The following is a 22,001-nucleotide window of genomic DNA, read 5'->3' on the forward strand; positions in this document are numbered from 1 at the left end:
GTGATCGACCGGTTCGCCGGGGATCACGTGCAGGAACAGGAACACCAGCAGCGACACCCGAGCATCGACAGGATGCCGAGGCCGAGGCGTCGGAGGATGAAGAGCGCCCAGCGGCACGAGCGGGCCGAGCGTACGCGAGCCGGCCGGGCCTTGTCGATCGCGTCACGACGCCCCGCTGTTCCCGCTGCGCACGCAGCGCTCGGTGGCGGACCGCGCGTCCGCAGCCGGCCGGGGTTTTCGTCGATCGCGTCGCCGCCTCGCTGGTCGCGCCGCGCCGCGCTCGGCGGCGACCAAGCGTACGCGGCCAGCGGGAGCTTCGTCGGTCGCGTCGCCGCCTCGCTGGTCGCGCCGCGCCGCGCTCGGTGACCGGACCACCGTCCGCGACCAGCCAGGGCTTCGTCCGATCGCGTCGACGCCTCGCCGCGTCCGCCGGGCAGCGCTCGGTGGCGGACCGCGCCGATCCGCGGCTACAGCCGGGGCGTCGGCGATGGCGTCGCCGCCTCGCTGATGTCGCGCCGCTCAGCTCTCGGTGGCGCGGCGGCGGCGGCCTCGATCGCCACCGCCGGCGGGTTCACGCGCACCGGCGGCGGCGCCGTCGGCGTCGGCGTCGACGGTACTGGCGGTCACCGGGGCGGAACCCACGCGTTACGCCCGCGGACCACCGGCCGCGGCAGCCAGATCGTCGGCCCAGGCGATCGCCGCCGCCGCAGCGTGGCCGCGCCGCGACTACGATCGCGCCGGCCGCGCCGCTCTGCGCCGCACGACCAGCGCCGCCAGGCCGCCGACGCTCGCCGTCCAGATGCCGCCAGGCGGCAGGGCCGCGGCGATCGCTGGCCATCACGCCACGACACCAGCAGGTCCTCGACCTCAGCCGCGCGATCGAACGCCGGCGCGTGGCCCGTGGGCCGCGGCCTGAACGGCGCGCGCGCGTGAAGGCCGCGGGCCACGGTCGCCGGGCCCGCCACCGTCGGCGGCGCCGCGGCGACCCGCTCGTGCAACCGGCCGTCGAGCGAAGACAACTCGACCTCGGCCAGCGCCACCTGCGCGTCGGCGTCGCCGTGCTTGCGCAGGCGTCGGCGCGCGCGCTCGAGATCGGTCGGCAGGCGCGCCAGGGCCCCGGCGATGTCGAGGTCGCCGCGCTCGCCGAGCGCCGCCAGGGTCGGCAGGATCGTCGCGCGCGCGACCGCCGAGCCGGGGCTAGTGACGCCATCCCGAGCCGCGCGCTCCGGGCCATCGCCGCGCGCCCGAACCGGCGCTCGACCGCGGGGCGTCACCAGCGCCACGAAGCGCGGTCGCCAGCGTCACCTCGGTCGGCGCGAACCCGGTCAGGCCGGCGCTGCAGCACCAGCACGCCGAGCGCGCGGCCGCCACCGATCCAGCGGTACGCCCAGGTACGCGGGGAACTACTCCTCGCCCAGGCCCGGCACCAACGAAGTGGCGCTCGTCGGGGCCGACCCCGACCGACACCGGGCGCCAGGCTACTCAACGCACGGCCCGGTCGAGCCCTCGCCGAAGCTCAGGCGCACCGCCTAATCGCGCCGAGGCGGGAAGCCGTGGTTGCCGCGCATGACCAGGCGGTCGACGCCGTCTTCGTCAGTTCCCGGACGTACGCGCTGACGACGTCGACCTCGGTGATCGCCGCGAGCTCGCGGCGCTCGTCGTCAGCGCCTGCTCGACGGCGCGTCCTCGCCGGCGACCGCGATCAGCCGCAGGATGCCGTCGACCGAGCGATCACCGGCGTGGTGGATGTGTGGACGGTGGCCGGGCGCGAGGTCTGCCCCACCGTACCACCCCGTGTTTCGCTGCGGTTCCGGTGCGTCCACCGCCCCAGGCGGAGATCCTGGTCCTCAAAGCTGCCGGGTAGGCGAGAAGGCACCACTGATCCTGGGATGCCGAGTACGCGCTGTCCCCAACGCTGGGTCCCCAACGTTGACGCGGCAGCGCAAAATCGTCAGTTATCCTGCAGGTATTTACGACCAGGGGGCCGGTCTCCAACGTTGACGCGGTGGGGCCAAAAACGTCAGTGATCCTAGGTATTTACGACCCGGGAGCCGGTCCCCAAAGCTGACGCGGCGGGGCGAAACTCGCCAGTGATCCTGGGTATTTACGACGACCGCTCCCAGAGTTGAAAAATAGTCAACAAAGTTTAGGTAGTTACGACCAGGGCCGGTCCCCAACGCTGACGCGGTAGGGCGAAAAACGTCAGTGATCCTGGAATTTACGACCCAGGAGCCGCTCCCCAACGTTACCCAGGAGCCGGTCCCCCAAAGCCGACGCGGCAGGGCGAAAATCGCCAGTGATCCTGGGTATTTGCGACCCAGGAGCCGGTCCCCAAAGCTCGCTCGTCGGTTCCGGAATCAACCCGGCGCGGGCGCGCAGAAGCCGGGAGCCGAGCCAGGCGCTCGCCCGGCTTCGGCACTGGCTCGCCGCCGTGCGACATCATCAGGACTCGTCGCGGCACTCGTAGCGGTCGCGACAGTCGCCCGAGCCGCGCCGCAGGTGCGCATGCAGTACCGGATCTCCGAGGCACGCGGCACGCACTGGCCGCGCAGCGTGCAGACCTCGTCGAAGGTGGTGCAGTCGTCGGTGGTCAGGTCCTCGGTCGCCAGCACGCACGGCTTGTTCGTGAACGACGCCGAGTAGAACCGCACGCACACCGCCTCGTCCGGGGCAGGTGTTCCAGTCGCAGCCGAGCTCGGTGCAATAGCCGCCGGGCGACTGCTGGTCGCAGATGCTGGTCTGGTCCCGTTGCCGTCACCGCAGTCGAGGCTCGACGAGCACTCGTCGCCGATCTCCTTTGCCACAGGCGGCGCGAGGACGAGGACGAGGACGAGACCGAGGCGGGTCATGCGGGCGCGCATCCTAGCAGGGTTGTCGGTGGACACAATCGCGGACGGCCGGCCCGGCCGGCGGAGGTGCGAGGTTGGACTGCGGGGCCGCCGGGTGGTTGCCCCGGCCCAGCCGCTGCCGTAAGTACGCGGGGTCGCGAGCCGTCATCCAGCGCTGCCGGCGCGCGTCTGTGACCGTGGCCGGCGCGGTCGTGGGTGAGATCGGTCACGGGCTGGTGGTGCTGCTGGGGGCGGGCAAGGGCGACGGCGACGACGACCTCGGCTACGTGGTCGACAAGCTGGTCAACCTGCGGATCTTCGCCGACGACGACGGCAAGATGAACCGGTCGGTGCTCGACGTGGCCGGCGGGGTGCTGATGATCTCGCAGTTCACGCTCTACGCCGACGTGCGCAAGGGGCGGCGGCCAGCGTTCCTCGACGCGCTCGACCCGGGTCCAGCCGAGGCGCTGTACGAGCGGGCGGTGGCGGCGGTGCGGGCAGCGCCGGCGTCGCGCAGGTCGCGACAGGCGTGTTCCGAGCCGACATGCAGGTCGAGCTGGTCAACGACGGACCGGTCACGATCATGATCGACTCGCGCCGGCAGTTCTGATCTTGACCGCGCGCGGGGATCCCGAGCTCCTTGGCCGGGGGGGCGTGTCCCACCCGCGCCCGCGCGGACCCGCGCAGGTTTCTGAAACCCCGGCGGGCGGCGTGTCCCCCACCGGCGATGAGGCTCCTCCCGCGATCGCCGCGCTCCGACCCGTGCGCCACCGGCGCGCGTGGGCAGGGCGGGCGCGCGCCGGCGACGACCTGCCACCGCCGGGCGCCCGGATCGCCGCCGAAGGGACCGCGTCGGGCCTGGTCGCCGGGCCCCGCCGGCGACGGCGTCGGCGAATCCTGGCGGTCGCCGGCGGTGATCGAGCGCAAGCGGAGAGATGCTGCGGGCGGCCATCGCGTCATCCGACGGGCGCGATCGCCTCGAGCTGCGGATCCAGCTGTTCGAGCTGCTGGTCGACCCCTCGGCCGGTGACCGCGGCGCCGAAGCCCTGGCGCTGGGCGCCGCGCCGCTGGCGGAACCGGGCTTCGCGGCCGTCGCGACCGCCGATCAGGTGCTGGCCGAGTGCGCCGAGGCGTTGCGGCGGGGCCAGCGCGCGGGCGATGCGCGGCGATCTGGCGGCGCTGATCCGCGACTACCCGAGGTCGCGCTGAGCCGGCACCGCCTCGGTCGCTCAGCGACGACGCGTTCGCGGCGAACGATTTGACCACGGCGGGCGCGATGTACCCGAGCGCGCGCTGGGCGATCCGCTGGTCGGCGCGTACGCGCGCTCCAAAGCGGGCCTGGGTCGCCTGGAACCGCGGCGACCTCGAGGCGGCGCTCGCCGACTTCGTCGAGGTCGCGCGGGTCGGTCGGGACCCGCTGCGCCGGAGGCGCTCAAGGACGTCGTGCGCGCGTTCGCGGAGGTCGGGTCGCCGGCGCAGGCCGGGGCGTTCTTCGCGCGCGCTCGATCGCGCCGGGACCCCGACGATGCTGCTGCGCCTCGCCGCGCACTACGCCGACGTCGGCAAGGACCGCGACGCCGCGGCGACCTACGCCTGGCGCAGCCGCAGCTCGACGACGCCGGCGCGTGTCGCGCGCAGGTCCGGCTCGCCGCCCCCGGTCTGGCGGAGCGGGGATCGCGCAGGCCACCGCCGCGCTCGCCGCGCTCAGTGGCGGCGGGTCGACCCCGCCTGCGCCGACGAGCGCCGCGGCCCTGGCCACGACGGTCGCGCAGGTCCTCACGCGCGAGGTGCGCGCTGCGGAGCGATCCCACCGACGCGATCGCGGCGTGGATCGTCGTCCGGACCTGGCGCCGGCCGATCCGCGCCGGCGCGACGCGCCCGGCCGCCGCGACCCTCGCGCACGAGCACGCCACCGCGGCCGCCACCGCCCGCGGCGTGGGCCGCGGCCGCCGACGCGTCCTACGAGGCCGCGGTGGCGGGCGACGCGGCGGCCGGCGACGCGGCCCTCGACGCCTGGCGTCAAGCGGTCGCGCTCGATCCCGCGCTGGCCGGACGGGCCGCGGCCGGGCGGGCGTTGCTCCGAGCAGCAGCGGGCGCCCGCGCACGCGGGCGCGACAGGCGAAACGCGGTAGTGTCTGCGCCGATGCGCGCCCGCTGGTTCGTCGTTGTGCTCTCGATCGCGGCCTGCGGTGGCGGCCAGGTCACCAACCCTGGCCTGGTGGTGCCGACCGGCGGCAAGGTCGAGGCCGACTACCTCGAGATCGAGCCCACGGCGCCGTTCGCGAAGCTGTTCGTCAAGGGCGCGCGCTGGCAGTTCCCGCTCGCGGGCTGGACCGGCAAGGGGCCGGCGCCGGTCATCACCTGCGAGGTCGGCGCGCAGCGCCGCGTTCGAGAGCGCGCGCCTGTTCTCACGTGCACGCCCGATCGCGAGCTAGGCCCGATCAGCGGCGGGCTGCCGCGGTTCGGCGTGATCGCGACCGCCAAGGGCCTGTGGTTCACCGAGCACCTCACGGTGGTCACGCCGCTGCCCGACGACGAGGCCGGCGCGCTGGCGTGGACCGTCGCCGAGCCGATGCGCCTGGGGACCGCGCCGGCGCCGGTCACCTACGAGGCCCACGCCGAGGCCACCGACACGCTGCCGGCGATCGCCGGCGGCATCGAGGCGTTCGCGCTCGGCGACGCCGGCACCTGGTGCCTCGCCACCGAGAACGCCGCCGAGGCCGACGCCGCGCGCACCGTGCTGTGCGTGCGCGCTGACGCGGGCATCGTCGGCGGCGGCGTCGCCACCGCGTCGCAGGGCATCGTCACCTCGGCGCTGACGTTCCGGCGAGCGCCGCCGCCGCCGGTGTCGCAGCCGTTCGCGACGCGCTCGACGTCAACGTCGAGACCGTCCAAGCTCGACGCGCCGGGCAAGAAGCAGCGCGCGCCGCTGGTGCTGACCGCCGCCGTCGACAGCGCGCAGCCGATCGCCTACCAGATGTCGGGCCGCGCCGTGTCCGACGACGGCACCGGCAAGCGGGTCGAGGCCGATCAGCCGACGCTGACGCTGCGCGGCGCCGCCAAGGTGGTCGCGATCGAGCCGAGCGGCCGCTTCCGCTACCAGTTCACCGTGGCCGAGGCGACCGCCACCGGCCCGGGCACGACGCCGCCGTTGGCGTCGGGCATGGCCTCGCTGGTCGGCGCGGTGTTCGCCAGCGGGGTCGAGCCCGACGGCCGCGTCGCCGAGTACGCGGTCGCGGTCGAGCACCCGATCCCGACCACGCCGGTGGTGGTCGGTCAGGTGGCGCAGTCGATGACCACGTTCGTGGCGCTGCCGACCGAGCCGATCGGGGTCGGGGCGACCTGGTCGTCGACCTACCCGACCAGCATCGTCGGCCAGGCGGTCACGGTGATCGTCCGGTCCAAGCTGGTCAGCCGCAAGGGCGCGGTCGCGGTGATCTCGTCGGAGACCGCGATCGCGCCGATCGCCCAGGCCGTCGCCGGCGGCACCGCGCGGCTCGAGGCCAGGGCACGGTCACCACCGTCCACACCGCCGGCCGCCTGCTGCCGACGCGCGCCGCGGAGCTGCACCTGATCGCCACGGTCGAGCCCACGCCCGGCGTCGCCAACCCGGCGCGGCGCGAGCGCCACGAGCTGCACATGCGCACGCGCGTGCTGCCGCGCTGATCGATCGCGCGGAGCGGTCGTGCGGACCGGTCGCGTCGGCGCGCACGCACCTGGGCGCGGCCGACGTCGCGCCGCGCCACGGCCCCGCCCGAGGCGTGGCTTTACCCCGCCAGGGCTCGTGCCAGAGTCACGCACGTGCCGATGTCGAACCAGAACCACGACGCGAGCGTCCGCGGTGCCGTCGGGGCGGCGCCATGAGCGGCTACGACCTCGGCAGCGGGTTCATCGTCCCAGGCGCCGCCGCCGACGCGGCGCCGCCGCGGTGTCGTACCTGCGCTCGCCGCTGGCGATCCGGGTCCGCGCGACCAACGTCCTCGAGGCCGGCCTGCTCGGTGAGCTCCGCCACTTCCGCGTCGATCGCGGGCGGATCGAGGCCGTCGCTGATCGAGTGATCGCGGTGACGCGCGCCAACCATCCGACCCTGCGCATCCCGCCCGCGGGCGCCTGGTGCAGTTTCCGGGCCGGTAACCTCGATCGCGTCGCCGCGATGGTCGAGGCCGCGGGCGCCGGCGCGATCGCCGCCGAGGCGCTGATCGATCCGATCGTCGTCAGCGTCTTGCTCGACGCCGACGCCGGCGACGCGTGGCGCTACCGCGAGGACGCCACCGGCGACCTCCTGGCGCGGGCGGAGGGCGTCGCGGTCGCCAGCCTGCGCGCGTTCGGGGCCGGCCTGTTCTCGGCCGACGCGCTCTTGCCGCTCCGCGTCGACGCGGCGGCGCTGCGCGGCCTCGACGACGACGACCCTCGCGCGCGCTCAGGCCAGCCCCGACAACCCGCTGGTGGGGCTGGCCGGCCGCGCCGGCCTCCCGACGGCTGGGCGAGGTCATCGACGACAACCCCGCCATGTTCCCGAACGGCCGCCCGAGCGGGCTGCTCACGTCGATCCGCGCCCGCGGGCCCGAGGTCCGCGCCGCCGATCTGCTCGGCGATCTCCTCGAGGGCCTCGGCCCGATCTGGCCCGGCCGCATCGAGCTCGGTGGCGTCAACCTCGGCGACTGCTGGCGTCACCCCGCCGCCGGCGGCGCCGGCATCGAGCGGCCTGGTGCCGTTCCACAAGCTGTCGCAGTGGCTCGCGTACTCGCTGTTCGAGCCGCTCGAGCTGGGCGGCGTCAGGTCGTGCAGCAGGGCGCGATGACCGGCCTCGCCGAGCACCGCAACGGCGGCCTGCTGGTCGACCTCGGCGTGATCGTGCCGCGCTACGACGCGATCACCCAGGGCACCCGCTACCGCGTCGACGACGAGGTCGTCGTCGAGTGGCGCGCGCTCACCGTCGCGCTGCTCGACTGGGTCGCCGACGCGGTCCGCGAGCGCCTGCAGGTCTCGCCCGATCAGATGCCGCTGGCCAGCGTCCTCGAGGGCGGCACCTGGTACGCCGGGCGCCAGTCGCGCGCGCGCGCCGGCGGCGGCTCGCCCATCGCCGGCGACGGCACCTCGTGTCCCTGACCGCGCCGCGGACGCGGCCGAGCGTTCGGGCGGCGGCACCGCTGGTCGCGGGCGCTACGTCCGGTGTGTCGGCGAGGTGTTGGGCCCTGACGCCCAGCGCCTGGCGACGACGCCCGGCAAGGATGGCACCGCGGCCTGCGCCCGGAGCCAGCGGATCGTCGACTGGTACAAGGACAAGTGTCTGCCCAAGGTCGGGTGTCAGGAGTTCATGGCCTGCACGCTCGACCTCGCGATGCAGGAGCCGTGACCGCTTGCTCTTCTTCGATCGCGCCACCTGCCGCCGGTCGGTCCGCGACCGCTGCGCCGATGGCGCCGCGTGCGGTGGCGCCCGACGCCGGCCCGCCGCGGCCGACGAAGGCGTAGACTGGAGGTGGCCGATCGGGACTCCACCGAGCCCGCCCCAGGCGTCACCGTTCTCGACCGCGCAGGTCGACGCGGCCGTCGATCAGTTGCGCGACGGCGACGCGACGGCGACCGCGACGATGACCTCGCCGCCGCCGGGCCCGCGCCGACGTCGGCTGCCGCGGATGGATCGCGGCACGGTGATCGGCCGCTACGTCGTGATCGATCTGCTGGGCCAGGGCGGGATGGGCGACGTCTACGCCGCCTACGATCCCGAGCTCGATCGTCGGGTCGCGCTGAAGCTGGTGCGCGACCTCACCGGGCAGGGCCGCGAGCGGTTGATCGCCGAGGCCAAGGCCATGGCCCGCGTGTCGCACCCCAACGTGTGCGCGGTCCACGACGCCGGCCGCTTCGCCGAGGGCGTCTTCAGCGCCATGGAGCTGGTCGACGGTCAGACCCCTCACCGAATGGCGACGCACGCCGCGCAGCTGGCGCGAGATCGTGACGGTGTTCGCCGCCGCAGGCGCCAGGCTGTGCGCCGCCCACGCCGCCGGCATCGTCCACCGCGACTTCAAGCCGGGCAACGTCATGATCGCCCGCGACGGGCGCGTGCGCGTGCTCGACTTCGGCGTGGCCCGGGTCGGCGCGATGGTCGTGGCGCCAGACCCCGCGACGCCCGGCAGCGAGCCCGACCCCGACGCGGACGCCAGCCCGCGGATCCTCGCCAGCCGGGCCATGGGCACGCCGTCGTACATGGCGCCCGAGCAGCGGCGCCCCGGCGTCCACGACGCCCGCGTCGATCAGTACGCGTTCGCGGTGGCGCTGTACGAGGCGCTGTACGGCGAGCGGCCGTTCGCCGGCGACCACGCCGACGAGATCGCGGACAACGCGCTCGCCTACCGGGTGCGGCCGCCGCCGCGCGAGCGCGACGTGCCGGCGTGGCTCCGGCGGCCGCTGCTCAGGGCGCTGCAACCCGAGCCCGGCGATCGCTTCCCGGCGCTGCAGGCGCTGCTGGTCGAGGTGGCCCGCGACCCGGCGCTGCGGCGGCGACGCGTCGCGCTGGGCGCCGTGGTGGTTGGGCTCGGCGCGCTCGCGCTGGTCGGCCTGACCCGCCGCGCCGCCCCGGTGCCGCCGTGCCGCGGCGTCGACGCGCCCGCGCTGGAGCTGTGGACCGACGCGGCGCGGGCGCGGGTGGCGACGGCGTTCCGCGCCACCGGGCGGCCCGCCGTCGACGGCTGGACCGCCCGGGTCGCCGACGAGCTGCAGCGCCGCGCCCGCGCGCTGGGCGCGAGCCGGGTCGCGGCGTGCGAGGCGTCGAGCGTGCGCCACGAGCAGTCGCCGGCGCTGCTCGATCGCCGGATGACGTGCCTCGACCGGCGCGGCGCCGAGCTGGCGGCGCTGGTGGCGCGGCTGGGCGCGGCGCCCGACGCGGCGTTGATGGATCGCGCGCTCGACGCCGTCGCGCGCGCCTGCCGCCGATCGACGCCTGCGCCGACGCCGAGGCGCTGGTGTCGGCGGTGCCGCGGCCGACCGACCCGGCGCGCCAGCGCGATCTGGCGGCCGCCGAGGCCGCGGTGGCCGCGGCCCGCGCCGGGAGCTACGCCGCCGACGCCCGCCACACCCGCGCGCTGGCGCGCGCCGGCGTCGAGCTCGCCGAACGCGCGGGCTGGAGCGTGCTGGTCGCCGAGGCCCTGGTCACCGACGTCGATGCCGCGCTGATCGCCGGCGACTACGCCGGCCTCGACGACGAGGTGTTCCGCGCCGCGCGGCTCGCGACCGAGGCCCGCGCCGAGCCCGCCGCGGCCGCGGCGTGGATCGCCGGCGTCAGGGTGCTGGCGGCGCTGGGGCGGCCGCAGGAGGCGCTGGCGATCGCGCACGCCGCCGACGCCGCGCTGGCGCGGCTGGACCGGCCCGGGCCGCAGCCGGCGGCGCTGCTCGAGGCCGAGGCCGCGGCGCTCGAGGCCACCGGCGACTTCGCCGCCGCGATGGCGCGCGACGATCAGGCCCTCGCGCTGCGCACCGCCGCCACTGGCGCCGACGCCCTGCCGGTGGGTGACGTGCTCAACCACAAGGCGATCCTGGCCTCGCGGCAAGGCGACCACGCCGGCGCCGAGGCGCTGCATCGCCGCGTGCTCGCGCTGCGCACGCGCCTGCTCGGCGCCGACCATCCCGACGTCGCGTCCTCCCTCGACAACCTCGGCGCCGTCATCTACCACCAGGGCCGGCTCGACGAGGCCGCCGCGCTGTACCAGCAGGCGCTGGCCGCGCGCCGCGCCGCGCTCGGCCCCGACCACGAGGACGTCGGCACCTCGCTCAACAACCTCGGCGGCGTCTACCTCGATCGCGGCGAGCTGGCAGCCGCCGAAGATCACTTCGCCCGGGCCCTCGCCACCTGGGCGCGCGTGTTCGGTCAAGAGCACCCGTCGCTGGCCATCCCGCTCGGCAACCTCGGCGACGTCGCGCTGGCCCGCGGCGACGCCGCCCGCGCGCTCGTCGTCTGCCGCCGCGCCTACGCCGTCGAGGCGAAGGCCTCCGGCGACCGCTCGCCCGAGCTGGCCTACAGCCTCACCTGCGAGGGCGAGGCGCTCACCGCCGCCGGGCAGCCCGCCGCCGCGATCGACGTCCTCGCGCGCGCCCTCGAGCTGCGCGAGGCCGCCGCCGTCGACGCCGCCGAGCTCGCGCGCACCGCCTCGCGCTGGCGATCGCGCTCGACGCGCGCGGCCTCGATCGCCCGCGGGTCGTGCGGCTCGCCCAGGCCGCCCGCGACGCGTTCACCGGTCCGGCCGCCGCGGCGCGCCGCGCGCGGGCCGAGGCGCTGGTGCGGGGACGGTGAGCTCGACCCGCCGCACATCCCGCGGATCGAGCGCGCGCGCGCCCTCGGCGGCACCGCCGGCGCCGCCGGCGCCATCGAGCGGACCCGCGTAGAACGCGTCGTCGGCGCGGTCCGTCGCGTCGAGCGTCCAGGTCCGGACCTTCGGCGCGATCGCGGCCACGTCGTCGGCGTGCCGCCAGGCCTCCGCGCCGGTCACGTCGTGCTGATGGGCGGGGAGTGCCACGCGGAGCCGCCATCACGCGCGCTCGACCGCTGGTGATGCGCGTCCCGCGGTAGGCTCGGCCGATGTCGTGGCTCAAGCGCGTCCTCGGACGGGGGCGGCCGACCGATCCGGCCGAGCCCGACGTCAGCTGCTCGTTCTGCGGGCGCCACCGCCGCGAGGTCCGCAAGCTCGTCTCCGGACCGGGGGTGTACGTCTGCGACGGGTGCGTGCTCTTGTGCGACCAGATCCTCGACGACGAGGCCCACAAGGACGGCGAGGCCAGCTACTACGCGGGGGCGCTCCTGAGCGCGGTCGCACAGCTCGGCGCGCACGCCCCCTACGCCCGCGCCCGGCCCGCCTTGCGCGCCGTGATCGAGCTTGGCCGCCGCCACCGGCTCGTGCTGCGTGAGGTGATGGGCTCGGCCGTGCACCTCGACGACCTCGACACCGCGGTCGCCGCGCTCCGGGCCATCCCGGCGGCCGACCGCACCCCGATCGACACGATCGATCTCGGCGGGCTCCTCGCCGATCTCGAACACCACGACGAGGCCGTGACGGCGCTCGCGACCGTCGAGCCGGGCGCCGTCGACGGGATCGGCGCCGTGCTCCACACGCTGCACGACGTCCAGGCCCGGCTCGAGCGCGGTGGGCTCGACGCGAGCGCGATCGCGACGCTGCGCGGTCGGGTCACGGAGCTCGAGGGCGCGACCGCCACCCTCCCTGCGGGCGCGAGCGCGGACGCCGTCCGCGCGCGGCGGCTCGGCGTCATGACCGTGGCCGCGCTCGCCGCTCGCTCCCTCGACGCGGCCGAGCACAGCGCGCGCGCCTACCTGGCCGCCTGCCCAGACTGCGCGCTGGCGCACCACTACCTGGCCCGGGTCCTCACCGCCCGCGGCGACGTCGGTGGCGCGCGCGCGGCCCGCGCCGCCGGCCTCGAATTTGCCCACCCGGAAGGCCCCTACGCCGCCCGCCTGTCGTCCACCACCGCCGAGTCCTCGCCGTTCCGCTGACCGCGCGTACGTGCCTGCGGCGGCGGGCGCCGAGCGCCGCCGTCGTGCACCTGGATCTCGATCGCCACCTCTCCCACGGCCGCGACGCGCGCACCGATGCGCCACGTCATCGCGCGCGCGCCAAGGCAGGCGACTATCTCGAGCGTCGCGTGTCGGATAGCTAATGATCTTGAATTGTTGAGGCGGTTCGCCGGGGCTCCCGTCGGATCTCGCGGCGGGAGATTATGGAGCGACCATCAGATCGTGGTACCGACGGGTGGTGCGCCGCATCCCCGCGTTCCAAGCGCGACGTGGAGCGGACGGCAGAGCGCGCCGGAACCACCCGACCCAGCCCGGCCGCCCGACGATTCGCGCCCGACCGCGTGGCCGGCGCAGCCGATCGCGTTCGCGGCCGACGTCGTCCAGCGTAGCTACCAGCTGTGGCTGTTGACCAAGGCGCGGTTCAGCCCGACCGAGCGGCAGCGCCTGTTCGGCCTGACGATCCTGATCGGCGGCGTGTGCGGCCTGGTCGCGGTGGCGTTTCACCTCAGCATCCGCTGGGTCGAGTCGATCACGATCGAGCCGGCGTTCGAGGCCACCGGCGACATCTGGATCGCGTGGGTGATCGCGGTGCCGACGCTCGGCGCGCTGGTGTCGGGGGTGATGCTCTACTACCTGCCGGGCGCGCGCGGCAGCGGCGTGCCCCAGGTCAAGGTCGCCTACGCCAGCAAGGTCATGAAGCTGCGGCTGCGCGACTCGGTCGGCAAGTTCGTGATCGGCACGATCCAGATCGGCACCGGCTCGTCGCTCGGGCGCGAGGGCCCGACGGTGCAGATCTGCTCGGGCGTCGCCAAGGCCATCGGCAAGCTCGGCGGCGTCACGGCCCAGAACCTCAAGCTGCTCCTGCCGGTCGGCTCGGCCGCCGGGATCGCCGCCGCCTTCAACGCGCCGATCGCCGCGGTCACGTTCACGATCGAGGAGATCGTCGGCAAGCTCGACCAGACGCTGCTGTCGGGCGTGATCGTCGCCGCCGCGCTCGCCGCCGTGGTCGAGCGCAGCGTGCTCGGCGAGAACCCGGTCTTCACGATCCCGATGGGCTACGGCCTCGACCACGCGTCGTCGCTCGTGATCTACGCCGCGCTCGGGGTCGTCGCCGCGCTGGTGTCGGTGGCGTTCACCGAGTCGCTGCTGGTGCTGCGCAAGCGCTTCAACGCGTCGACCCGCATGCCGGTGTGGTTCCGCCCCGCGATCGGCGGCCTCGTCACCGGCGTGCTCGCGGTCACCGCGATGTACCTGGTCCACACCCGCGGCATCACCGGCGGCGGCTACGGGGTCCTGGGCGGCGCGCTGTCGGGCCAGTACGTCGTCGGCGTGCTGCTGGCGCTGGGCGCGCTCAAGCTGGTCGCGACGGTGTTCTCGTACGCCAGCGGCGGCGCCGGCGGCATCTTCGCGCCGTCGCTGTTCATGGGCGCGATGCTGGGCGGCGCGTTCGGCGCGCTCGACGTCGAGGTGTTCGGCCACGCCCACTCCGAGGTCGGCTCGTTCGCGCTGGTCGGCATGGGCGCGGTGTTCGCGGGCACGGTCCGGGCGCCGATCACGTCGGTCCTGATCATCATCGAGATGACCGCGGGCTACGGCCTGACGCTGCCGCTGATGATCGCGAACATGATGGCCTACGGCCTCGCGCGCCAGCTCCGGCCGACCCCGATCTACGAGGCGCTGCTCGAGCAGGACGGCGTCCAGCTCCACCCCAAGGTGATCGACGCGATCGACGGCCTGGCGATCGACAAGGTCAAGCTCGACGTCGACTACGCGACGTTCACGCCGAGCGAGGGCGCGCGCCGGATGCTGCAGGTGCTGTCGACCGCCGGGCGCCAGGAGGTGTTCCCGGTGCTCGACAAGAGCCAGCGCCTGGTCGGCCTGATCGTGCTCGCCGACCTGACCGCGCTCGCCGCCGAGTCGGATCTCGAGGGCCTGGTGTGCGCCGCCGACATCATGCGCCCGCCGGTCGCGCTGCGCCCGGTCGAGGTCGTCAACCACGCGCTCCACGTGATGATGTCGATGGGCGTGCGCGAGCTGCCGGTGGTCGACGCCGAGCGGCGCGTGCTCGGGCTCCTCGACGAGGCCGCGATCGCCCACGAGTACATGCGCGCCCGGACCGCGAGCAAGGCCGCGGCCGAGGCCGAGGCCGCGGGCGACGCCGACACCGAGCTGCTCGAGATCCCGCGCGACGCGGTCTGAGCCGCGCGCGCCCCGCGATCGCGATCCTCGGCAGTTGCGCCGCGTGCGCGCGAATCTCGTTGACGCGTCAGCGCGAACCTGGCATTGGTGCGTCGTCATGTTCGTGCTCGCTCTCGACTCATCAGCGTCAGCGTCATCGCGCTGCCCGTCCCGGTCGATCCGGCGCCGGGCCGCCGAGGGGACCGCGCACGTCTCGAGAGCCTAGCCAGCGCACATCGCGCCGATCGGGCCCCGGACCCAGCGTCCCGGGGCCCGACTTCGTTTCGGGCCCGCGTCAGGCCCGAGGAGCGCGGATGGTCCGTGGTCTCGACAGCGCCCGACGCGGTCGCATCAGGTGGGTCGCCCACCCACGAGGACACGTGTCATGCAGAAGCTCATCGTCAACGTCGGTACGATCGGTCACGTCGACCACGGCAAGACCACGCTGACGGCCGCCCTCACGCAGGTGATGGCGCGCCGGCACGGCGGCGTCGGCCTGGCGTTCGATCAGATCGACAGCGCCCCGGCCGAGCGGGCCAAGGGCATCACGATCAACCTGGCCCACGTCGAGTACGAGTCGGCCCGGCGTCGCTACGCCCACGTCGACTGCCCCGGCCACGCCGACTACGTCAAGAACATGATCACCGGCGCGTCGCAGATGGACGGCGCGATCCTGCTGGTCGACGGCACCCAGGGCTCGCAGGCGCAGACCCGCGAGCACATCCTCCTGGCGCGCCAGGTCGGCGTGGCGCACCTGGTCGTGTTCGTCAACAAGCTGGACGTGGCCGACCGCGAGCTGGTCGACCTGGTCGTGCTCGACGTCGACGAGCTGCTGCGCGGCTTCGGCTACGTCGACGTGCCGGTGGTCTGCGGCTCGGCGCTGCAGGCGCTGGCGGCGGCCACGGCCGGGCGCCTGGACGATCCGTGGGTGGCGACCATCGAGGAGCTGGTCGCGACGATGGATCGCGCCATCCCCGATCCGGTGCGCGACGTGACGGCGCCGTTCCTGATGGCGGTCGAGGGTGTCCACACCATCGACGGCATCGGCACGGTCGTCACCGGTCGAGTCGGCCGCGGCACGCTGCCGGTCGGCGCCAAGGTCGAGCTGGTCGGTCGCCGCGACGGCGAGATCGAGGAGATCGTCGTCACCGGCGTCGAGTCGTTCCACCGCGAGCAGCGCGAGGCCCGCGCCGGCGAGAACGTCGGCCTGCGCCTGCGCGGGGTCAAGCGCGACGAGATCGCGCGCGGCATGGTGCTGGCGGCCCCCGGGTCGCTGGCGCCGCACCGCGGCGGTCGCGCCGAGCTGTACCTGCTCACCACCCGCGAGGGCGGTCGCGCCAAGGCGATCCGGACCGGCTACCGGCCGCAGCTGTTCGTCGGCGCCACCGACGTCACCGCGACCCTCGACGTCGGCGTCGAGATGCTGCCCGGGGCCCGGGCCGAGGTCGGGTTCGCGCTCGACCGGCCGATCGCGCTCGAGCCCGGCGTCCGGTTCGCCGTCCGCGAGGGCGGGCGCACGATCGGCGCCGGCCTGGTCACCGAGGTCGGGTAGCGCCGCACCAGCGATGAAGTCAGGCGGCCGGAGTCCCCTCGGACTCCGGCCGTCGCATTTTCGGCCGTCGCATTTTCGGACGGCGCGGGCGCGGCGGGCGCGCCGGTCGCGGCGGTCACGGCGGTCACGCGGTGCCGCGGACCGTGCGCGCGTGACGCTCGGCGGTGGTCGCGACGGTCGGTCGACGCTGACCGCGCACGCGCGTGCATCGCGGTCGCGGCGCTCACGGCGCGGCGGACCGCGTACAATCGCGCGCGTGATGATCGGCCGCGACCGCGACGCCTGGGGCCACGCGCCCGTCGGAGGCGTCGATGTGCTGGAGCGCTGAGGTCTCGGCGGCGTTCGCGGTGGCCGAGTGGGCCGGCGTCGCGTGGCTGTGGCGCCGCGACCGGCCGCTCGACCGCCCGTTCGCGATCGCGGTGAGCCCGATCGCCGCGCAGGAGGCGGTGCAGTGGCTGCTGTGGGAGCACATCGCGGTCCGCGCCGACGCGTGCGACCGCGTCAACGTGATCGCCAGCCTGGTCGTCCGGCTGCTGATCGGCCTGGTCCCGCTGGCGTGGGTCTGGTTCGCGCAGCGCGGGTCGCCGCGGCCCCGGCTCGCGCGGGCGTTCCTCGTCACCACGCTCGGGTTCGTGGTCGTGCGCGCGGCGCTGATCGTCGGCGCGTTCGCGGCCGGGCCCGCGCGCTGCACGGTCATCGGGCCCAACCACCACCAGGCCTGGGCCAGCTTCCTCGCGCACTACGCCGGGCTCCAGCCCGCGCTCGACGTCGTCTTCTTCACGCTCTACTGGGCGCTGCCGGTCGGCGCGCTGGTGCTGCTGTTCCGGCCGCGCTGGCTCGGGCTGCTCTTGACCGCGATCATCGTCGGCACGCTCGCGACGACGATGGCCCTGCTGGCGCTCGAGGAGTTCGGCTCGATGTGGTGCTGGTCGAGCGCGGCGCTGATCGTCGTCGCGCTGGCCACCGGCGCGCGCGGCCGCCGCGGTACCACGGCCCGACGATGACGGCCGACGATCGCTACCGGGTCTCGATCGAAGGCGGCCGCGTGGTCATGGACATGCGCGCGCCGCTCGACATGGAGTGGTCGGTGCCGGCCGGAGAGGTGCTCACCGAGGGCCGCGCCGCCGACTGGATCCGGTCGTGCATGGGCGAGGACGAGCTCGCGCGCATCCGCGAGCTGATCCGGTCGCCGCCGCCGCCGCCGGTGCTGCCGGTGGTCGAGGCGGTCGACGGGCTGGTCGAGCCGCTGCGCGCGTTCGCGCTGGATCTCGCGGTCCACTTCGGGGTCGAGCACGGCGCCGACGCGCTGCGCCTGCGCGCGTGGACGATGCCCGAGCGCGACCTCGATCGCAGCACGAGCTGGTCCGAGCACCTGGTCGCCGACCTCGACGACGCGGATCATTGCATCCGGTTCATGGCGCAGAACGCCTACTGGCACGAGGGCGCGCGGTCGCGCTCGACCGTGCACGTCCACGCCTGGGCCCGCGCGCTGGCGAGCAGGCGCGACATCGTCGCGGAGGCGGTCGGCCCGCTCGAGGTGACGCTGGCGGTCGTCGCCGACGACGTGGCCGCGGTGACGCGCCTGCTCGAGGCGCGCCTCGGGCCGGTCGGCGCGCGGGTCCGGTGGGGCGGGCGCTGACCGAGGGCTCGCCGAGCACGGCGGCGGCGCGGGCCCGCACGCGCGCGGCCAGCTCATCGAGCGGGCCGGGCCCGAGCGGACGGCGCACCAGGTAGGCCGCTCAGCCGCGCGACGGGAACACGCCGTCGATCGCGATGATGTAGGTGAGCGCCAGGTACGGCTGCATGTTGCTCGCGCCGGCGGCGGCCGCGGTGGCGCCGGTGCCCGCGGCGACCGTCGTCGATGGCAGCGCCGCGTCGCCGCCCTGGGTCCCGGGCGGCCCGTGGATGGGCACGCGGCCGCGCAGGTCGGGCAGCGCGAACGTGGTACGGCCGTCGCCGCCGTAGGTGGTGCCCAGCAGCGAGAACAGCGCCGCGAAGTGCTGGATCGGCATCATCCGGCCGTCGCACGCGGCCCAGCCGGTGGGCACGAACGCGCCGGCGAACAGCTTGATCTCTCCGAGGATCGGCATGGTCACTCCGTCGAGGCGCGCGCCGGGTACACGCCGGCGACGGCGATGAGGTACTGCGTGGTCAGGTCAGGCTGGGCGTTGGCGCCGGCCGCGGCGACGGTCGCGCCGGTGCCGGCGGCGACCTCGATCGAGGCGACGGTGGCGTCGCCTCCGCGTGTGCCCGCCGGCAGCGCGGGGCTGGCGCCGACGACCACGCGGCCGCGCAGGTCGGGCAGCGCGAACGTGTCGACGCCGGTGCCGCCGAACCGGGTCTGGAGCAGCGCGTACAGCGCCATGTTGTCGGCGATCGCGAGGAGCTGACCGTCGCACGGCGCCCAGCCCCTGGGCGCGAACCTGCCGGCGAACATCCGCAGCTCGCCGAGCATCGGTCGGTCGCCGTCGTCGTTGGGCACCGGCTCGCCGACGATCGTGCCCGCGGGCGGTGGCTCGGGCTCGACCATCGCCGGCGGGTCCGTCACGGGGCCCGCGTCGGGCGATGCCTCGACGACGCCGCCGGCGTCCGCCTCGGGGGCGGGCGGCGGTGGTCCGAGCGGCGCGGTCATCGGTCCGCACGCGGGCAACGCCACCGCGGCCGCGACCCCGGCGCCGCTCCACTGCAAGAACTCGCGTCGCTTCACGGCGCCGACGATACACCAGACGCGATCAACGGGGCCGCACGGTCAGCGCGCGCGGGCACGGCCTCGACGTGACCGATCGGGAACGGCCCAGGGACGATCTCGAGGCGGGTGACCTCGAAGCCGCCGGCCGCGAGCGCGGCGCGCAGGCTGTCGGCGTCGAACCGTCGCCGGCCCGGGAACCCGGTCAACGCGAACACCCGCGACAGCAGCGCCGCGCGCCAGGTCGCGCGATGGAGATAGGTCGGGGCCACGAGCACGCCATCGGGGTGGAGCACGCGGCGCAGGCTGGCCAGCGCCCGCGGCAGATCGGGCACGAGGTGCAGCACGTTGGCGGCGACGACCGCGTCGAAGCTGGCGTCGGCGTAGGGCAGGTCGTACAGGTCGGCCCGGGCGCAGGTGACGTTGGCGAGGCCGGCCGCGCGCACGGTCGCCGCGAGCTGATCGACCATCGCGTCGGCGTAGTCGGTGGCGATCAGCGCGCCGACCTCGGGCGCGATCGCGGTGGTGAAGGCGCCGGTCCCCGCCGCGAGCTCGAGGACCTGGGCGCGGCCGCGCACGGCGGTGGCCGCGAGCACCCGCGCGCACGCCAGCGGCCCGTCGAGCAGGCGCGTCGAGCGATCGTAGCGTCGCGCGTGGCGCTGCCAGTACGCGTGGCCGGGGTCCGGCGGTGCGACGTCAGGAGCGCGCGGGGCGGTCATGCTCAGGGATAGCACCGCCGGCGGCGGCGCCGCGCGAACGCGAGCCGTCGCGCGATCGTCGTCGGCGGCGAACGCGAGCGCGGGGCACATCGGGACGGCGTGGTCGAGACAACCTCGGCGCGCTCGCGTAGCGTCGGCGGATGCGCCGCGCTCACTGCACGATCCTGATCGCCCTCGCCGTCGTCCCGATGGTGACCGCCTGCGGCAAGCAGGCAGACAAGCAGACCGACAAGCAGACCGACAAGCAGACCGACAAGCAGACCGACAAGCAGACCGACAAGCAGGCCTCGCAGGCCGCGGAGCCGACGGTCCAGATCGGCGCCTACACGGTGCCGGTGCCGTCGGGGTGGCGCACCGAGTCGGATCCGTCCGACGGCCGGGTCGCCCTCCAGACCGTGCAGCGCGACCCGCCGGTGAGCGTCGTGCTGTCGAAGGCGCCCGAGCCGCTGCCGTTCGACCCGACCGACCCCGCCGCGTGCGCCGCCAACGGCCGCAACCTCGGCGATGTGATCGAGGCGCCGGCGGTGATCGAGCTGCCCGCCGGCCGGGCGTGCGCGGTGCGCGCGGCCCGGGGCGAGCGGCTGACGTCGATGGTGGTGCTGGCCGCCGACGGCCACGGCCTGATGGCCCAGTGCATCTATCGCGACCAGGCCGACGTCGGCGACTGTGACGCGATCTTCAAGCGGATCGCCCGCGCGCGCTGATCACGGCGCTGGGCAGGGCCGCCGCTGGCGCGTCGCCGCGGTCGGACGCCCTGCGGATCGAGCAGACCGCCGCCGTCCCCGCGCGTCCGGCTCGGCGAGACGGGCTCGCGACATCGACGGACCGCGGCCGCGCCAGACCGTGCGGTCCGGCGACCTCGGTGAGGTACGATGGGCCGATGGCGCGGACGATCCGGCTCACCCTCGCGGTCGTCGTGGCGATGCTGTGGTTGGGCCGGGCGCGGCCGGCCCAGGCCCAGTACATCTGCGCCAACTTCTTTCCGACCGCGACCGGCACCTACGCCGATCTGCTGCCGGTGACGGTCAGCGGGGTGACCACGACCGCGACGGCGCACGGGATCACCGGGCTCGCGCTGGGCGGGGCGAGCCCGACCTGCACGACCTACCAGCTCGGGCAGATCGTGGCGCGCTTCGACTTCGAGCTGGTCGACGTCGACCCCGGCGAGCGCTTCACCGTCGACCTCAACGGCAGCGCCTACCCGCTGACCGCGGGTCACCTGATCATGAACCCCTACGGCACGGCCCAGCCGGTGACGGTCATCGCCGGCGGCGTCGAGGCGAGCGGCGGCGACGGCTCGGGCTACCTCGAGATCACCGAGCCGATGATGACCCAGCTGCGCGTGTGCGGCAGCGGCGGCGACGGCGTGATCGTCCGGATCACGATCAACTCGTACTGCCAGTGCGGCAACGGCAACAAGCACTTCAACGAGGACTGCGACGACGGCGGGTTCGTCGCCGGAGATGGCTGCTCGCCGGTCTGCGAGATCGAGTCCGGCTGGGTGTGCACGGGCAACCCCAGCGCGTGCTCGATGACCTGCGGCAACGGCGCGCTCGAGCCGGGCGAGCAGTGCGACGACGGCGGCAACGTCGGCGGCGACGGCTGCACGGCCGCGTGCGTGATCCAGTCGGGCTGGGTGTGCGCCGGCGGCGGGCCGGGCTCGTGCGAGCCCGACGTCGACTTCGACGGCGTCGGGGGCAGCGGCGACAACTGTCCGACCGTCGGCAACCCGAGCCAGACCGACGGTGACGGCGACGGCCCCGGCGACGCCTGCGACAACTGCCCGGCGGTGGTCAACACGCTGCAGTTCGACAGCGACGGGGACGGCGCCGGCGACGCCTGTGACAGCTGCGCGATGCTGCCCAACCCGTCGCAGACCGACAGTGACTTCGACGGCGTCGGCGACGCCTGCGACAACTGCGTGATGCTGGCCAACCCGCTGCAGTTCGACAGCGACGGGGACGGCGTCGGCGATGCCTGCGACAACTGCGTGATGGTGCCCAACCCGCTGCAGGCCGACAGCGACGGCGATGGCCTCGGGGATGTGTGCGATCCGACGCCGATGGGGGTCGACGCGGGCGTGGTGGACGCGGGCGTGGTGGACGCGGGCGTGGTGGACGCGGGCGTGGTGGACGCGGGCGTGATCGACGCGCCGCTGGTCGACGCGCCGCTGGTCGACGCGCCGCTGGTCGATGCGCCGCTGGTCGACGCGCCGCTGGTCGATGCGCCGCTGGTCGACGCCGGGCTGATCGACGCGCCGCTGATCGACGCCGGGCTGATCGACGCGCCGCTGATCGACGCCGGGCTGATCGACGCGCCGGACCCGACCGCGGACGCGATGCCCGGGCTCGACGCCGCGCCGCGCGACGCCACCGCGCTCGACGCGCCGCCGGACCTGCCTGGCGACGCGGGCGGGTGCTGCCAGACCGGTGGCTCGCCCGCGTCGGCGCTCGCGCTCGCGGCCGCGACCGCGGCGCTGGTGCGTCGTCGTCGCCGTCGCGACTGACCCCCGGGCCGCCGC

Annotated in this window: 16 protein-coding genes and 2 pseudogenes; 12 read left to right on the forward strand and 6 right to left on the reverse strand. The window is 75.1% G+C overall.

What is annotated here, in order from left to right; translation table 11 throughout:
* Positions 1–623: 623 nt before the first annotated feature.
* A complete protein-coding gene (locus IPL61_29085) occupies positions 624–1,283 on the reverse strand; it encodes a hypothetical protein (protein ID MBK9035263.1) in 660 nt (219 codons plus the stop codon).
* Positions 1,284–2,357: 1,074 nt separating this feature from the next.
* A complete protein-coding gene (locus IPL61_29090; GenBank protein MBK9035264.1) occupies positions 2,358–2,849 on the reverse strand; it encodes a hypothetical protein in 492 nt (163 codons plus the stop codon).
* Positions 2,850–2,947: 98 nt separating this feature from the next.
* Between IPL61_29090 and IPL61_29095 the strand changes: the two are divergent.
* The 4 genes and pseudogenes from IPL61_29095 to IPL61_29110 all read left to right on the forward strand — a co-directional run bounded on the left by IPL61_29095 (position 2,948) and on the right by IPL61_29110 (position 8,184).
* Positions 2,948–3,438, forward strand: a pseudogene (locus tag IPL61_29095) (D-tyrosyl-tRNA(Tyr) deacylase).
* 1,533 nt (positions 3,439–4,971) lie between these two features.
* The gene (locus tag IPL61_29100; GenBank protein MBK9035265.1) at positions 4,972–6,402 is read left to right on the forward strand and encodes a hypothetical protein; all 1,431 of its coding nucleotides are present in this window, start codon (positions 4,972–4,974) and stop codon (positions 6,400–6,402) included.
* A 354-nt stretch (positions 6,403–6,756) separates the two neighbouring features.
* Positions 6,757–7,937: pseudogene (locus tag IPL61_29105) on the forward strand (DUF1688 family protein).
* A gap of 76 nt (positions 7,938–8,013) precedes the next feature.
* Positions 8,014–8,184, forward strand: coding sequence for a hypothetical protein (locus IPL61_29110; GenBank protein ID MBK9035266.1), 171 nt, complete (start codon positions 8,014–8,016; stop codon positions 8,182–8,184).
* A 160-nt stretch (positions 8,185–8,344) separates the two neighbouring features.
* Here IPL61_29110 and IPL61_29115 read toward each other — a convergent pair whose 3' ends face one another.
* Positions 8,345–8,758, reverse strand: a complete 414-nt coding sequence (locus IPL61_29115) for a hypothetical protein (protein MBK9035267.1) — start codon at positions 8,756–8,758, stop codon at positions 8,345–8,347.
* Between the two features lie 1,038 nt (positions 8,759–9,796).
* Between IPL61_29115 and IPL61_29120 the strand changes: the two genes are divergently transcribed.
* From IPL61_29120 to IPL61_29145, 6 genes are all read left to right on the forward strand, one after another.
* Positions 9,797–11,371 (forward strand): tetratricopeptide repeat protein, encoded by a 1,575-nt coding sequence (locus IPL61_29120; protein MBK9035268.1) that lies wholly within the window; start codon positions 9,797–9,799, stop codon positions 11,369–11,371.
* 26 nt (positions 11,372–11,397) lie between these two features.
* The gene (locus tag IPL61_29125; protein ID MBK9035269.1) at positions 11,398–12,324 is read left to right on the forward strand and encodes a ClpX C4-type zinc finger protein; all 927 of its coding nucleotides are present in this window, start codon (positions 11,398–11,400) and stop codon (positions 12,322–12,324) included.
* Between the two features lie 426 nt (positions 12,325–12,750).
* Complete coding sequence (locus IPL61_29130) at positions 12,751–14,544, forward strand: chloride channel protein (protein ID MBK9035270.1); 1,794 nt, start codon at positions 12,751–12,753, stop codon at positions 14,542–14,544.
* 364 nt (positions 14,545–14,908) lie between these two features.
* The gene (locus IPL61_29135) at positions 14,909–16,075 is read left to right on the forward strand and encodes an elongation factor Tu (GenBank protein MBK9035271.1); all 1,167 of its coding nucleotides are present in this window, start codon (positions 14,909–14,911) and stop codon (positions 16,073–16,075) included.
* A gap of 311 nt (positions 16,076–16,386) precedes the next feature.
* Complete coding sequence (locus IPL61_29140; GenBank protein ID MBK9035272.1) at positions 16,387–17,079, forward strand: hypothetical protein; 693 nt, start codon at positions 16,387–16,389, stop codon at positions 17,077–17,079.
* Complete coding sequence (locus IPL61_29145) at positions 17,076–17,714, forward strand: hypothetical protein (protein MBK9035273.1); 639 nt, start codon at positions 17,076–17,078, stop codon at positions 17,712–17,714. The genes IPL61_29140 and IPL61_29145 overlap by 4 nt, the downstream gene beginning before the upstream one ends.
* 100 nt (positions 17,715–17,814) lie before the next feature.
* On the opposite strand, the gene IPL61_29150 is transcribed toward IPL61_29145, so the two are convergent.
* From IPL61_29150 to IPL61_29160, 3 genes are read right to left on the reverse strand one after another with little or no spacing between them, the layout of a single operon-like run.
* The gene (locus IPL61_29150; protein ID MBK9035274.1) at positions 17,815–18,171 is read right to left on the reverse strand and encodes a tail fiber protein; all 357 of its coding nucleotides are present in this window, start codon (positions 18,169–18,171) and stop codon (positions 17,815–17,817) included.
* Positions 18,168–18,782 (reverse strand): tail fiber protein, encoded by a 615-nt coding sequence (locus IPL61_29155; GenBank protein ID MBK9035275.1) that lies wholly within the window; start codon positions 18,780–18,782, stop codon positions 18,168–18,170. Before IPL61_29155 ends, IPL61_29150 begins: the two co-directional genes overlap by 4 nt.
* On the reverse strand, positions 18,779–19,480 hold the full coding sequence (locus IPL61_29160; GenBank protein MBK9035276.1) for a methyltransferase domain-containing protein: 702 nt from the start codon (positions 19,478–19,480) through the stop codon (positions 18,779–18,781). Before IPL61_29160 ends, IPL61_29155 begins: the two co-directional genes overlap by 4 nt.
* A 140-nt stretch (positions 19,481–19,620) precedes the next feature.
* On the opposite strand from IPL61_29160, the gene IPL61_29165 reads away from it, so the two are divergent.
* Both IPL61_29165 and IPL61_29170 read left to right on the forward strand, forming a co-directional pair.
* A complete protein-coding gene (locus IPL61_29165; protein MBK9035277.1) occupies positions 19,621–20,184 on the forward strand; it encodes a hypothetical protein in 564 nt (187 codons plus the stop codon).
* A 176-nt stretch (positions 20,185–20,360) separates the two neighbouring features.
* Complete coding sequence (locus IPL61_29170; GenBank protein ID MBK9035278.1) at positions 20,361–21,986, forward strand: thrombospondin type 3 repeat-containing protein; 1,626 nt, start codon at positions 20,361–20,363, stop codon at positions 21,984–21,986.
* Positions 21,987–22,001 lie beyond the last annotated feature (15 nt).

The organism is Myxococcales bacterium, assembly GCA_016717005.1.
Lineage (GTDB): Bacteria > Myxococcota_A > Polyangia > Haliangiales > Haliangiaceae > UBA2376.

What these genes read in the sequence shown, in the direction of transcription:
- IPL61_29090 (MBK9035264.1), bottom strand. Translation starts at nt 2,849, where the DNA reads ATGACCCGCCTCGGTCTCGTCCTCGTCCTCGTCCTCGCGCCGCCTGTG.
- IPL61_29100 (MBK9035265.1), top strand. Translation starts at nt 4,972, where the DNA reads ATGCGCGCCCGCTGGTTCGTCGTTGTGCTCTCGATCGCGGCCTGCGGT.
- IPL61_29125 (MBK9035269.1), top strand. Translation starts at nt 11,398, where the DNA reads ATGTCGTGGCTCAAGCGCGTCCTCGGACGGGGGCGGCCGACCGATCCG.
- IPL61_29135 (MBK9035271.1), top strand. Translation starts at nt 14,909, where the DNA reads ATGCAGAAGCTCATCGTCAACGTCGGTACGATCGGTCACGTCGACCAC.
- IPL61_29140 (MBK9035272.1), top strand. Translation starts at nt 16,387, where the DNA reads ATGTGCTGGAGCGCTGAGGTCTCGGCGGCGTTCGCGGTGGCCGAGTGG.
- IPL61_29145 (MBK9035273.1), top strand. Translation starts at nt 17,076, where the DNA reads ATGACGGCCGACGATCGCTACCGGGTCTCGATCGAAGGCGGCCGCGTG.
- IPL61_29160 (MBK9035276.1), bottom strand. Translation starts at nt 19,480, where the DNA reads ATGACCGCCCCGCGCGCTCCTGACGTCGCACCGCCGGACCCCGGCCAC.
- IPL61_29165 (MBK9035277.1), top strand. Translation starts at nt 19,621, where the DNA reads ATGCGCCGCGCTCACTGCACGATCCTGATCGCCCTCGCCGTCGTCCCG.
- IPL61_29170 (MBK9035278.1), top strand. Translation starts at nt 20,361, where the DNA reads ATGGCGCGGACGATCCGGCTCACCCTCGCGGTCGTCGTGGCGATGCTG.